Origin of the sequence: Chryseobacterium panacisoli (assembly GCF_008274625.1) — a bacterium.
GTDB lineage: Bacteria > Bacteroidota > Bacteroidia > Flavobacteriales > Weeksellaceae > Chryseobacterium > Chryseobacterium panacisoli.
In genome coordinates this window covers 160,320-173,826 of the sequence record NZ_VTRU01000003.1, presented here as the reverse complement: position 1 = coordinate 173,826, position 13,507 = coordinate 160,320, and the positions used below count along the sequence as shown (strand labels likewise).

10 protein-coding genes are annotated in these 13,507 nt (G+C 38.3%); 8 read left to right on the top strand and 2 right to left on the bottom strand.

Annotated elements, in window-relative coordinates; translation table 11 throughout:
- The first annotated feature begins 230 nt into the window (after window positions 1-230).
- On the top strand, window positions 231-2,030 hold the full coding sequence (locus tag FW781_RS13880) for a lytic polysaccharide monooxygenase (protein ID WP_149387971.1): 1,800 nt from the start codon (window positions 231-233) through the stop codon (window positions 2,028-2,030).
- A 214-nt stretch (window positions 2,031-2,244) separates the two neighbouring features.
- On the opposite strand, the gene FW781_RS13875 is transcribed toward FW781_RS13880, so the two are convergent.
- Entirely contained in the window at window positions 2,245-3,135 is an 891-nt protein-coding gene (locus FW781_RS13875; protein ID WP_149387970.1) for a DUF4349 domain-containing protein, read from the bottom strand.
- Between the two features lie 183 nt (window positions 3,136-3,318).
- Between FW781_RS13875 and FW781_RS13870 the strand changes: the two genes are divergently transcribed.
- A complete protein-coding gene (locus tag FW781_RS13870; protein ID WP_149387969.1) occupies window positions 3,319-4,386 on the top strand; it encodes a DUF2891 domain-containing protein in 1,068 nt (355 codons plus the stop codon).
- Here FW781_RS13870 and FW781_RS13865 read toward each other — a convergent pair.
- Window positions 4,383-4,856, bottom strand: coding sequence for an Mpo1 family 2-hydroxy fatty acid dioxygenase (locus tag FW781_RS13865; protein ID WP_149387968.1), 474 nt, complete (start codon window positions 4,854-4,856; stop codon window positions 4,383-4,385). The genes FW781_RS13870 and FW781_RS13865 overlap by 4 nt on opposite strands.
- 74 nt (window positions 4,857-4,930) lie before the next feature.
- Here FW781_RS13865 and FW781_RS13860 point away from each other — a divergent pair, with 74 nt between their 5' ends.
- The 6 genes from FW781_RS13860 (at window position 4,931) to FW781_RS13835 (ending at window position 13,459) form a co-directional block, all read left to right on the top strand.
- Entirely contained in the window at window positions 4,931-5,776 is an 846-nt protein-coding gene (locus FW781_RS13860) for a helix-turn-helix domain-containing protein (protein ID WP_149387967.1), read from the top strand.
- Between the two features lie 89 nt (window positions 5,777-5,865).
- On the top strand, window positions 5,866-7,176 hold the full coding sequence (locus tag FW781_RS13855; protein WP_149387966.1) for a TolC family protein: 1,311 nt from the start codon (window positions 5,866-5,868) through the stop codon (window positions 7,174-7,176).
- 24 nt (window positions 7,177-7,200) lie between these two features.
- A complete protein-coding gene (locus FW781_RS13850; protein ID WP_149387965.1) occupies window positions 7,201-8,319 on the top strand; it encodes an HlyD family secretion protein in 1,119 nt (372 codons plus the stop codon).
- Window positions 8,320-8,424: 105 nt separating this feature from the next.
- Window positions 8,425-10,017 carry an efflux MFS transporter permease gene (locus FW781_RS13845; RefSeq protein ID WP_149387964.1) on the top strand — a complete coding sequence of 531 codons (1,593 nt, stop codon included), beginning with the start codon at window positions 8,425-8,427 and terminating at the stop codon, window positions 10,015-10,017.
- A gap of 309 nt (window positions 10,018-10,326) precedes the next feature.
- Complete coding sequence (locus FW781_RS13840) at window positions 10,327-12,537, top strand: TonB-dependent receptor (RefSeq protein ID WP_149387963.1); 2,211 nt, start codon at window positions 10,327-10,329, stop codon at window positions 12,535-12,537.
- A gap of 109 nt (window positions 12,538-12,646) precedes the next feature.
- On the top strand, window positions 12,647-13,459 hold the full coding sequence (locus FW781_RS13835) for a siderophore-interacting protein (RefSeq protein ID WP_149387962.1): 813 nt from the start codon (window positions 12,647-12,649) through the stop codon (window positions 13,457-13,459).
- Window positions 13,460-13,507 lie beyond the last annotated feature (48 nt).

Here is a 13,507-nt window from a genome sequence, read left to right as displayed (position 1 = left end):
TTTATATTTAAATATAATGTTTTATTGGTTTTTATTTCATATGTAGATTAATAATATTAACTAATTTGTTTTATTTAATTTAAATTTTGTTTAAAAATTTATAATTTAAACTGTTTTCATAAATTTAAACTAATAACTTTTGTATTTATATTATTATTGAGAATACAATAGGTTAAAAATTCAGTTTTATATAAAATTGATTCAGTAAACTCAACACCAAATATTTAAATATGATTACACGTAAAATTTTTTTTCCGGTATTGCTGATGCTGGCCATACTGGTACCTTCTTTACTTCATCTGTCTGCACACGGATATGTACTAAGTCCTGCTTCAAGAGGATATCAGGGCAGTTTGGATAAGGCTGCACTCGGCTATTCTGTAGCATTTGGAAAATATGGCTCAGTAATTAATGAGCCCGGATCTCTGGAAGCGCCAAAAGGTTTTCCTGTATCCGGACCTATAGACGGAAAGATTGCTTCTGCTAATGGAAGTATTGGCGGAGACACTACACTGGATATTCAAACAGCTGACCGATGGAAGAAAACCAATATCACCACCGGTGTGAATGCCTTTATCTGGAAATATCTGGCGTATCATGCAACCGCAAAATGGCATTATTACATGACAAAGCAAGGCTGGGATCCTAATCAGCCTCTTTCTCGTCAGAATCTTGAACTCATTGGTACAGTTGTACATAATGGTACACCGCCGCAGGATAATGTTTCTCATCAGATTACAGTTCCTGCCAACCGTACAGGTTACCATATCATTTTAGCAGTTTGGGATGTAGCAGATACCACTAATGCATTTTATAATGTAATTGACGTTAATGTAACCTCCGGAACAGGAGTTTCTGCACCTGCCACTCCTACAGGATTAACGCAAGTAGGAGTAACAAGTTCTTCTGCTAAAATAAGCTGGAACCCGCAATCAGATGCAGTATCCTATAACATTTTCCGCAATGGGCAAAATATTCAGCAGGTAAGCGTAGCTGCATTTGAAGATGCCGGTTTGACTGCTAATACAGTTTATACATATGAAATACAGGCAAAAGGTTCTTCAGGACTTACTTCAGGAAAAAGTATACCACTCAATGTAAAGACGAACAGTGAAGGCATTCCTGAAAAGCCTACAGCGCCATCTAACCTTCATTCAATGGGTGTTACCGAGAACTCTGCGTCACTTATGTGGATGGCTTCTACGCATACACAAGGCATCAAAAACTACCAAGTGTTTGAAAATGGAGTTAAAGTGGGAGAGACCGTACAAACAAGCTTTTTACGAGCCGGCTTGGCGCAAGACACAGAATATCACTATACAGTAAAATCTGTTGCGATGAACGATCAGCTCTCTGATATGAGTAATGAATTAAAAGTAAGAACCAAGAAAATTATGCCAGGTAATGGGCAAACGTACTGTGGGGCAGAGCAGTATAATGCTGCCAATGCATACCCTACGGCCGGAGCGAAAGTTTTCTACTCCTGTAAAATCTGGAAAAACAAATGGTATGCAAATCCGGGAGAACTTCCGGGGACAAATATGGTATGGGAGGAAATAAATGTATGTACTGAAGGTCCTGGCTGTGATTCAAGCGGTCCGGTTACTTATTGTGGAGCACAGGAATATAATCCTGTTAAAAATTATCCAACAGCAGGAACAAAAGTATTCCATGCCTGCAAGATCTGGGAAAATAAATGGTATGCGAATCCGGGAGAAGCTCCGGGAAGTAATTCTGTCTGGAAATTGGTAAATAGCTGCACAGAGGCTCCTGGTTGTACGGCTGGACTTACAAGTAAAGAGGCTGGTCTTTCAGTTATTGTATCTGATAATATAATCAGTTTTTCGCCAGAGGATTATTATGGGAAAATGAGCAGAGTGGATGTTATTAATCCTGCAGGTCTTCAGATGCTTTCTTCGGCTAATCCAACAAAGTACAGTATTCATATTGGGGAACTGCAGCCTGGAATTTATTTTGTCAGAATTCATTATAAAGATGGAAGCACTATGACAAAAACAATCCGGAAATAATAAAGAATTTAAAGTTTGATAAAACCCATCTGGGAAACAATGTGTTTTTTGGTTATATGAATATTTTTAATGTTTAAATCTAAATTAACGAAAATATTTAACAGCTCTTAACAGGGCTATAGCATTATTCTTGTTGTTGATAGACTACTGGAAACAGTATAAATTGTTGATAATGCGGTAAAAACCCGGGCATCGAAGATGCCCGGGTTTTTTATTAATTTTTATTTTTTTTCCTGGACTTCCATTTTTTCCAAAGAACAATAATAACAGGAATGAGCAAGAAGAATGGCCACAGCGAAACCATTCCCAGCAGAAAACTTACAAAACTGTTCCACCCTTCAGTCAAAGAATCTATAAAACGGCTTCCAAAACCGATTTTTGAGGTAGCTGAGCTTCTTACTTTCTCTTTAAACAGGTTTAAATTCAACGTACTGTAATTCACACGGTCATCAATAAAACGAAGTCTGCCCTCTGCCACATCAATCTCATCTTCAAGTTCCCGGATATTTTCCTGAATTTCCAGCATATCTTTTGTAGTAGCAGCGTTTTTAAGCATATCTCGGTATTTTTCAATATATATCTTTTTGTTGGCCAGCTTTATAGCTACATCAGTATATTCCTCTGTCACGTCATTGGATGAAATGTTTTTAGACAAAACAGATCCTATTCCGTCCGAAAATGAGTTGATGAGAGCATCAAAGTTTTTATGAGGCACACGGATGATCAGCGTAAGATTATCATCCATATCGGTATTTTGGAATTCTTCCTTTTGTATATAGGCCTTATTTTTCTTGATAATCTCATTGACCTGTTTCTGAGTTTTTTTAATATCGCCCACCTGAATCTTCATATCTCCGTTTTTGATGATTTTTTTGGAGATTGTATCTGTTTTCTTGGGAGTATAAACATCTTTGTTTACTCTATTTTCATCGGGAAGCAGCTTCTCAGAAATAGCAAGTGGCGGAGGTGCAGGTACAGCAGCAGCAGGTTCTTTATCTTCCTGAAGAACTTCCATCAGATCAGCTTTCACTTCATATTTTTCACCGCCAGATTTGCTGCAGTTGATCAGAACAAGACCAGATAATAGGAGAATAATGTTTTTCATGGGTAAGTTAGTTTTTTATGATTATAATCAAAAAGTATGCTTAAAAATGATTATGGTTCATATTTGTTTGAAATTTTAAATAAAAGATCAAAATACATATAGAAAAGCAAAAAAATAAGCAGAGTGAGCTCAAAATAGGCCCGGAAAATTGTTGAAACAGTAAATTATTTCTATTTTTAATTCATGAAAAAAAGTCTTTTAGCATTTGTGTTTTCTCCATTTCTGATGTATGCCCAGGAAGCCCCGAAACTTACAGACGAGATGGCTATGAAATTATCTGATAAACCACTTCATTGTATCAATCAGGAATATCCGAATAAAACAGCCCATATCATTAATAATGCAGGTGAGGTTCCTTTGACTCCCAAAGATCTTCACCCTAGTTTTTATGGCTGTTTCGACTGGCATAGCTCTGTTCACGGACACTGGATGCTGGCAAGACTTTTGAAAACAAAACCCAATCTGTCTAGTGCTAAAGAGATTGAAAAAATTCTGGATGAATCCTTTCAGAAGGATAAACTGAAGACAGAAGCAGACTATTTTACAAAATATCAGCTGACAGGAACTTTCGAGAGAACTTATGGCTGGGCATGGATCTTAAAACTGGATGAAGAACTTACCAATTGGGATCACCCGAAAGCTAAAATATGGCACGAAAACCTGAAACCCCTTACAGATCAGATTCTGAAGTCCTGGAAAACATACCTTCCAAAGCAAACCTATCCAAACAGAACCGGAGTTCATCCCAATACGGCATTTGCCATGGCTTTTGCTATAGATTGGGCAAGGGCCAATAAGGACAAAGAATTTGAAACCCAGTTGATAGAAAAGGCGAAATACTTTTTCTTAAAAGATCAGAAAACCCCTGCTTACCTTGAACCGGACGGATCAGATTTCTTTTCACCAAGTCTGGAAATTGCAGATCTGATGCGCAGGGTTCTTCCACAAAAAGAATTTGTGCAATGGCTGAGTGCTTTCTACGAAAAAAGAAGTCTGGAAAATGTTGAAAAAATCCCTGTGGTAAGTGATCTTAGTGATTATCAGACCGTTCACCTTGTGGGATTATCTTTTTCAAAAGCATGGTGTATGAAAGGAATTTCAAATGCGCTTCCTGACGGCCATCCACTGAAAAAAGAATTCAGAAAAACAGCAGATGTATTTCTTGCCAATGGATTACCTTTATTATTTCAAGGGAATTATGGCGGAGACCACTGGCTCGCAAGTTTTGCAGTATATGCCCTGGAAGATTAATATCTGATACCTGTTTTTTTAAGAATAAAGGCTAAAAGCCAAATTGGTCCTATCAAAAGAAACTGAAGATCTTTAAGGAATGACGGCTTTTGTCCTTCTATTTTATGACCTATCAGCTGAAAAATCCAGGTGATAACAAATACAGAAAGGTAAACGATCCATGCCTGTTTACCGAAACTGATGTTAGTCAGATAAATGAAATGTTCCATAATAAGCATGATAAAAGCCATCACGATAGCCATTAAAAGAGAAAGCCTTATATAGAATAAAATAATAAGAGCAATCATCATAAGGCTAATGATACTGACACATCCGAAATAGGAAGCGCAGAAATGAGGAGAAGGAATCAGGGATGCAAACCCCAGAACCGCCCAGAAGATTAAAGGCACACAAATCCAGTGAATAAACTTGTTGGTCGCGTTTCTATGGCTTTTACTGTACTCGGCAAATAAGAGATCAACCTTTCTCATACTAACAGGAAATTGGATTGATGCTAAAATAATAAAATTTTGTAATCACTGGTAAGATTGCTTACATTTGTCTTATGTCTGCCCTGGAAAAATTTGGCGTTGATATTTTTACGGAACGTAATATTTTCGAGCGGATAGCCGTGGGTAAACCTTTTCGTCCCGATAATCCTGCTTTTATATTTATTAAATCGGGAACTATAAAACTTCGTCAGCATTTCAGTGATCTGGAAGTTTCTGCCAATATGTTTATGGTAACGGATCCACAGACCATTTATGAAGTGGTGGGAGTAACGGATAACTTTCAGTCGAGGATGGTTTCCTATAAAAGAGAATTTATTTCAGCGTTGTCATTGAAATTTAACCGTCTCATTACTTATCGCTATTTCCGGCAACAGATGAATAAAGGGGTTCCTTTTCCTGAGGATGAAATGGAAGTAGTTTGGAGAAGCGTCAATTTTCTCAAATATATCCTGGATTCTGAAACGGAAATGCTTTACAAAAAAGAAATGGTAGAACATCTTTTCTCTGTTTTCTGTTACCAGATGGCGGGAATCATTTCCAAGGAAGATAACAGTTCTATGAATCAGATGTCCAGGCAGGAAGAAATCGTGTTTGTATTTCTTACTGATATTGCAGAACATCATCTTACAGAAAGAACCGTTGAGTTTTATGCCGAACGGCAGTCAATTACAACCAGACATCTTTCTTCCGTAGTGAAGACCATTACAGGCAAGTCTGCAAGTCAGATCATCGCCCTAATTGTGATCAATGAAGCAAAAGTGCTCTTAAACTCTTCCAGTAAACCAGTTTCAGAGATTTCTTCTATTCTCGGATTTAGTGATCAATATTCATTTTCTCATTTTTTTAAGAAACATCTCGAGGTAAGCCCTATGCAGTACAGACATCAGTTTGAAAGCTAAAATCTTACATTTGAACATCTTTTTCCAAAAATCAAACATTTGATTGATTTTGTTGTTGACCTAACTTTGCATCTGTAAAACAAGGTAAAATGACAAAGAAAATAAAAACAGCACTATCTGTATTGATAGCAGCTTTTCCTGCGCTGTTTTTTTCTCAACAGATCAAGCAGATGACCGCAGGTGAGGTGGCGGAACTCGCAGTTCAGAATCATCAGCAGCTCAAAGTGTCTGCACAGAATATCGGTATTGCAAAGCAAAACACGAATGTTGTTAAACTTCAGAAACTTCCCACAATTACGGCTTCTACAAGTCAGTTCTATTTAGGGGATGCAGTAGCCATTGACAAAGATTTTTCAAATTCTACAAATGTTCCGATGCCGCATTACGGAAGTTCCTATGCGGTACAGGCAACACAACTGATCTTCAAAGGAGGATTGGTGAATAAATCTATTGAAATGGCGGGGCTTCGTGAACAGCTTTCCGAACTGGATCTAGAGAAAAACAAACAGGATGTGAAATTTTTAGTGATTTCCAATTATCTGGATGTGTATAAAATCATCAATCAGGAAGAGGTATTTCAGAATAACAAAAAACTGGCTCAGGAACGTCTTAAAAATATCCAGAAATTCTACCAGCAGGGGATGGTAACCCGAAATGAAGTCATTCGGGGTGAATTGGCGATCAAAAATCTGGACCAGGGCATTCTGACCCTTACCAACAATAAAAAAATTCTTAATTATAATTTGAATATTGCTTTAGGTTTATCTTCTGACACAGAAATTGTTCCTACAGAAAGCTTGGAAAATAAAGAGTCCGGAATAGGCATGGAATACTATACAGATCTTGCCCATGAAAGTAATCCATTGTTGAAGTCTGCCCAAAAAAATATCGCGGTTGCAGATAAGAATATTGAGATTATAAAAACGGACAATGCGCCTACACTGGCTGGATTTGGCGGATATACTCTGCAGAGACCTGTCACGACCAGAAATCCTGTTTTGGATATGTATTCAGGAGGATGGCAGACAGGGGTTTCTTTGAGTTATAATATTGACACGCTGTATAAAACTAAGGAAAAAGTAAAATTAGGGGAGCTGCAAAAAAACCAGGCGAATGATGCAATGACTCTGGTACAGCAGAATGTAGATATGGGAGTGAATGCGGCCTATACAAAATATCAGGAAGCCATTCAGCAGGCAGATATTCTGAATGATTCTAAAAGGCTGGCGGAAGAAAACTACAAGATTACGGAAGCCAAATATCTGAATCAGCTGGCAGTACAGGCAGAAATGATTGACGCACAGAACCAGAAGCTGCAGTCGGAACTTGATTATGCCAATGCAGAAATCAACGTTTTGTATCAGTACTACAACCTTTTGAAATCTACAGGAACACTTTAATTTTTAAAACTGACAATCAACACAATGGAAAACAAGGAACAAACCACTCAAAATACGACACCAACTCCAGCAACATCTGCTGCAGAAAACAAGAAAAAGAAAAATAAAACCAATAAAATCAGAGCCATTATTTCCAATATCATCGTTTTTCTGGTGATCGGTTTCGGATTATTCTGGTTAATACGTGAATATTTCCATATCGGAAGCAAAACCTATACGGAAGCGGCACAGGTAGAGGAATTTATCAACCCTGTTAATACAAGGGTTTCAGCATATATCAAAGAAATTAAGTTCATTGAACATCAGCATGTAAAAAAAGGAGATACACTGGTAGTCCTTGACGAACGTGAAATTCTTACCCAGCTGGGACAGGCAGAAGCAGCTTATCAGAATGCGATGGCACAGAAAACGGCAACAAGTTCTTCTGTGAATACTGTTTCCAACAATATCAACGTCATGCAGTCTAATATTGCTGGAGCAAAAGCCAGATTATGGAATGCTGAGCAGAATTTAAACCGATATAAAAATCTTTTGGCAGCTGAGGCGGTTACAAGACAGCAATACGATCAGGTAAAAACTGAATATGATGCACAAAAAGCAGCTTATGAAACTTTAGTGAATCAAAAACAATCCGCAAACCTTTCCACTACTGAAGTGAAAAGCAGACTGGGAATTAATGATGCTGAAATTAAAAGAACAAAATCTGCCTTGGATATGGCGAAAATCAATCTTTCATATACTGTTATTACGGCGCCTTACGATGGAGTAATGGGAAGAAGAACAATCTCTGAAGGTCAATTGATCCAGCCGGGACAGCAAGTTGCAACCATCGTTCTGAATGGTCAGAAATGGGTAACAGCCAATTTTCTGGAAAGCCAGATGCCCAATATTAAAGTAGGAGAAAAAATTTCTATGACAGCTGATGCTTTGGGTGGGCAGAAATTTGAAGGAGTTGTTACGGCTGTTTCAGCGGCTACCGGATCACGATATTCAAGTGTACCTACAGATAACTCTACCGGAAATTTCATTAAAGTACAGCAGAGAATTCCTGTAAGAATAGAGTTTACAGCTTCCAACAAAAAAGAAGACCTGGATAAACTGAGTGCCGGAATGAATATGAATGTGAATATCGGCAGTAATTAAAAGATTTAATCATTGAAAGATTAAAAGATTAGAAAATACAGAAGGTAAGCTGAAAACTTCCAGTCTCTATCTTCTAGTTTCTAACCTCTAATTTCTAATTTTATCATGTACAACAAAGGATTATATAGCGACTGGGTACCGAAACCCGTACAGCTGCTGCTGATTGTATTACTGCTTGCCGTGGTAATGCCTATCGGTGGGGTGTATACCGGAAATATCAGTTCTCTGGTAAGCGGTACCGGTGCCATGACAGAATATTTTATGTGGGCCAACTATGCAACTACCATTGGTATGGGAGCCTGTATGCCTGTGGTTCTCAGGATTAAAATGAGATTCAAGGTAAGGGATAAGCTGGTTTTACTGCTGGTGCTTTTAGGATTGCTTAGTTATGTAAACGGAACTACTTTACAGCCAATGATCTTCATATTTACCTCTTTACTGATTGGATTTATGAAGATGATGGTGACCATAGAGCTCTTCCTGCCATTGATGGCTATGATCGGAAACAGAGGTATGTTTTATGGAGCATTCTATACATTTGTTTTGGTAATGAATCAGGTGGCTACCTATTATGCTGCTGAGTTTGCCCTTCTTTACAACTGGCAGCAGTTTTATCTGTTCACAGCCGTTTTATGCTTTATTTTAGCTTTAATACACTGGGTTTTTATGCATAATAAATATTTTGCGTTGAAAGTTCCTCTGCATTATATTGATTGGTTAAGTATTCTGCTTTTTGTTTCTACTTTTATGTTTTCAGCGTATGTTTATTCGTTTGGAAGACAGCAGGATTGGTTCAATTCAAAGAATATTATTTATGCAAGTACTGCTGCTTTTGTAAGTTTTGCACTGCTTTCTGTTCGTCAGTTGACCTTAAAACGTCCCTATCTTTCTTTCAAAATTTTTAAAAAAAATAATGTACAGCATGGGTTATTCATGCTATTCTGGCTGGGAATGTTTTTAGGAACAGCTTCTATACAGAATACTTTTGCGGTGGGTGTATTAGGGTATGACCAGTTGACCAATACCAGACTAAGTCTACTAATGATTCCTGGAATTATCTTAGCAGGGGGCATTGCCATTTTCTGGTTCAAAAAAGAAAAACCTTTGAAAATGTATATTTTTTCCGGTTTTTCAGCAATGGTGGGATATGCCATCATCATGTACTTTTCTATGGTTTTGGAATTTAGTTATGACAACTGGTATCTGCCCATGTTTTTAAAAGGGTACGGGATGTGTTCACTGTTTATCTCCGTATGGTTTTATACGCTGGATAAGCTTGAAATGGATGAAATGCTGGCCGCTATAGGACTTGTATTGGTTTGGAGAACTTTCCTGGCAGTAGGGATTTTTTCAACACTCTACGCCTGGTTTCAATACCGTTTCCAGATTATGGCAGTAGGAGATCTCGCCGTTTATATGGACGGAATGACTGTAACTCCCCAGAATGTAGCCGCCAGTATGAAACCAATTCAGCTTAACGCCATTATCATTGCCACCAAAAAGATATTCGGATATATTATTTTAGTCGGATTTGGAGTATTGATTTATGTTGTCACCCATCACTTCGGAGCAAAACGTTTTCAGTATTTCAGATTTGTAAGAGTTCTTGGTGGTAAATCTGTTATCGCGAGAAGAAGACTTCGGGAAAGAAAAAAATTATTAGAAGAAATAAAAGATGCTGCAGGGCCTGCAGTATAAAAGATACCTTGTTTTTCACTAGTAAAATCCTGGTCCTTCATTGGGCTGGGATTTTACGATTTTAGTAGGTAGCTGGATGCTGGAAGAAGGAACTTATGAAAGACGTTTTATACCTATTTGTTTTATTTAAAATCTTTATTCCAAAGAGGTTACTATAGCTTTTATTGATTTAAGGTCCTAAATAACCTCCAGCTCCCTTCTTCGGGTTTTCATCTTTTTTTAAAAAAGGAAAATTTCATATTTTGTTATTTTTATTCTTTCTAAATAAGAATTACCTTTGTGAGATTATAAAACTTTGAAGTAGAAAGAATGAAAAAGCAGTATGCATTCATAGGTCTTTTGGTTTCGGGATTGATGATTTCCCAGACAGTAAAAGACTCTATAGCCTCTAAAGGTATTGAAGATGTGGTAATTGTAGCCTCCAGAAAACCTACAAAAATCTCTGAAGTTCCGGGTACAGTTTGGGTAGTACAGAAAGAAAAGATTCAGGAACAGGCTAAAAGCGGAGTTCCTATCAAAGAAATGTTGTCGATTCTGATTCCTTCTATGGATATTGGTCCACAGGGAAGAACCAATTACGGACAGAATATGAGAGGCCGTTCCGCGCTTGTGATGATAGACGGAGTTTCTCTGAACAGCATCCGTGCAATAAGCCGCCAGCTAGATGCAATAGACCCTTTTAATATCGAAAGAATTGAAGTGCTTTCAGGAGCAAGCTCAATTTATGGAGGTAACGCTACCGGTGGAATTATCAATATTATTACAAAGATTCCTTCCAAAAAAGGAATTAGCGGAGAAACAGAACTAGGGGTACGTACAGGATTTATGGGAAAAGATGACCACGATTTCCGTGCAGCTCAGTCTATTGCCGCTAAAGGAGATAAGTTTTTCGGAAGACTGGGAGTAGCCTATCAGCAGAATGGCGGGGTGTATGGAGCTGATCAGAAACAGCTTTTTACAGATATTACCCAGACGGACCTTCAGTATAATCAGTCCATTGATATCCTTGCTACTGGAGGATATCAGTTTAATAATAAACATAAAATAACAGCCTCTGTTCAGTATTACAATTCTAAATTTAATGGAGACAGAAGCTTGTTTTTGGGTGAAAATCTAAGCGCGTTTACTACAAAAAATGCCTCATTACTAGAAATGAGAGACGGTTTCTCTTCCGATAAAAATGTAGGAACGGAGCGTTATATGGCTACTGTAGCGTATAACGGAAACGGAATTTTAGGCGGACAGGATTTGTATGTGCAATTAGCTACCCGGGGTGAAAAATTAGGATTCTACCCATTCCCGGGAAATGTTACTTTGCAGACCGGAAAAATACCTTATATGTCCTCTTCACAGCAGGATACTTATTATTCAGGGATTAAAGCATTGTTATCCAAATCATGGAGAGGGCTGAATGTTACGTATGGAGCAGATTTTGATTTTGAAAAATTTGAGGGAACCCAATCTGTCTATGATATTGCAAAAACAATGTCCAGTGGAGGCTTAGTCAACGAAACTAAATACAGTTTGGGAAGATATCCAACCAATCACTCACAGAGTTACGCCGGATATGTTCAGGCAAAATACAATATTCTTCCAAAATTACAACTGAATGCGGGAATCCGTTATCAGCACATCAATGTGAAGATGGACGACTTTGTAGGTTCAGAACAGCAAACGCAGATTGCTATGGGGTATGGAAGTTCAGCATCTGCAATTCCGGGAGGTGAAAGTTCTTATAATGTAACCTTGGCGAATGCCGGACTGTTATATAAATTCAATGAGCAGCACCAGGTTTGGGGAACTTTTTCTCAGGGTGCAAGCTTAGCTGATCCTGCCAAGTTCTATGGAATTGGGCAATATAAACTTGTAGGTACAAATTGGGATGTTGTGTCCAGTATCAATGTGAAAGAACAGCCTTTGCAGGCCATCAAAACCAACCAGTTTGAGGTAGGTTACCGTATCAACAGAGGTGGTTTAAGAGCTCAGATTGCCGGATTTTTGAGTAATTCTGATAAAACTGTTACCGTAGATAAAAAAACCTTCCAGATTCTTGTGAATGATTTGAAATTAAGAAACATGGGAATTGAGGCTGAGGTTTCTTATGCCTTAAGCAATGGGGTTTATTTTGGAGCAAGTGGACTTTTGATCAAATCTGAGGTAGATAATAAAGGAGAATGGCAGAAACAGGAAATTTACAATGCTTCTCCTTCAAAATTGGTGACCTATATCGGATATAATATTAAAAACTGGTCATTCAGATTCCAGTCTTTGCAGAATTTCAAGCAGAAAGATGAGCTTAATAATGTTGTGGAAGGCTACAACACTTCAGACCTGATGATGGGATACCGATTCCACTGGGGAAAATTCAATCTGGGGATCCAGAACCTGTTTAATACCGATTATCAGACGATATGGAGTAAGCGCTCCCAGGTGTTGTATTCTACTTACGGACTGCCGGAATTGTTTAATTATAAAGGAAGAGGAAGAACATTCAATCTTTCTTACACTTTTGAATTCTAAAAATGAGATGAAGGTAAAAATGCCTTGATCTGAAAACATATTGTATTTCAAATCCGGTTTCTGAGATTGATCGGAAACCGGATTTTAATTTTAAAAAAAAAAATCAGTTATGGCTAAAATTTCAACAGGGCAGATTGTTGCCGAAGTAACCAGAAAAGAATACATTACTGACCATTTTATCAGAGTGTATCTGTATTCACCCGAAGTTCAGTTGTTCAAAAATACCATGGTGGGAGACAATAATAAGATTGCAGTTCCTCCGGCTGGCTTGAATGAGATTCATTTCCCGACGCTGGACGAAAATCACCAGTGGATATATCCTCCCAAAGAAGTGGCTCCGGCTATCAGAACCTATACCCACAGGGGGATTGATCTGGAAAAAAATGAACTGATCATCGATTTTGTAGATCATGGAGACGGCGGGCCGGCTTCTAAATGGGTGAGAGAAGCTGAGGCGGGCTCAAAGCTTGGAGTAATGATGCGTCTGGAAGGGAAAGAACTGTATCCTGCTGCAGATTGGTATCTGCTGGTTGGGGATGCTACGGCTATTCCGGTGATCAGTGCGATTTTGGAAACGCTTCCTGAAACAGCAAAAGGAACCTGTATCATCGAAGTTCATGGGAAAGGAGACGAACAAATGCTTGAAACAAAAGCCCAAATTGATTTTAAATGGCTGTACAATACGCAGCCTCAGAACAGCAGTGAAATTGCCAATGCAGTAAAAAGCATTGAGCTTCCTGAAACTAAAAAATTTGGCTATGTAGCCTGTGAATTCTCAAGCGTAAAAGAAATCCGCACCTACCTTAGAAAAGAAAAAAACTGGACCTCCCAGGAATTGTATGCTTATTCTTACTGGAAAGCGGGGGTAGCAGAGAATGAATCTCAGGCGGATAGACATAAGGAGAAGGATTCGATGGAGTAGGAAGAGGATAGGTAGCAGGTTGCAGGTGATAGGTTGCAGGCTTTAGGG

Coding starts and splice junctions, on each gene's coding strand:
- FW781_RS13840 (WP_149387963.1), top strand. CDS start 10,327: ATGAAAAAGCAGTATGCATTCATAGGTCTTTTGGTTTCGGGATTGATG.
- FW781_RS13875 (WP_149387970.1), bottom strand. CDS start 3,135: ATGAAAAACATTATTCTCCTATTATCTGGTCTTGTTCTGATCAACTGC.
- FW781_RS13860 (WP_149387967.1), top strand. CDS start 4,931: ATGTCTGCCCTGGAAAAATTTGGCGTTGATATTTTTACGGAACGTAAT.
- FW781_RS13880 (WP_149387971.1), top strand. CDS start 231: ATGATTACACGTAAAATTTTTTTTCCGGTATTGCTGATGCTGGCCATA.
- FW781_RS13845 (WP_149387964.1), top strand. CDS start 8,425: ATGTACAACAAAGGATTATATAGCGACTGGGTACCGAAACCCGTACAG.
- FW781_RS13870 (WP_149387969.1), top strand. CDS start 3,319: ATGAAAAAAAGTCTTTTAGCATTTGTGTTTTCTCCATTTCTGATGTAT.
- FW781_RS13835 (WP_149387962.1), top strand. CDS start 12,647: ATGGCTAAAATTTCAACAGGGCAGATTGTTGCCGAAGTAACCAGAAAA.
- FW781_RS13850 (WP_149387965.1), top strand. CDS start 7,201: ATGGAAAACAAGGAACAAACCACTCAAAATACGACACCAACTCCAGCA.
- FW781_RS13855 (WP_149387966.1), top strand. CDS start 5,866: ATGACAAAGAAAATAAAAACAGCACTATCTGTATTGATAGCAGCTTTT.
- FW781_RS13865 (WP_149387968.1), bottom strand. CDS start 4,856: ATGAGAAAGGTTGATCTCTTATTTGCCGAGTACAGTAAAAGCCATAGA.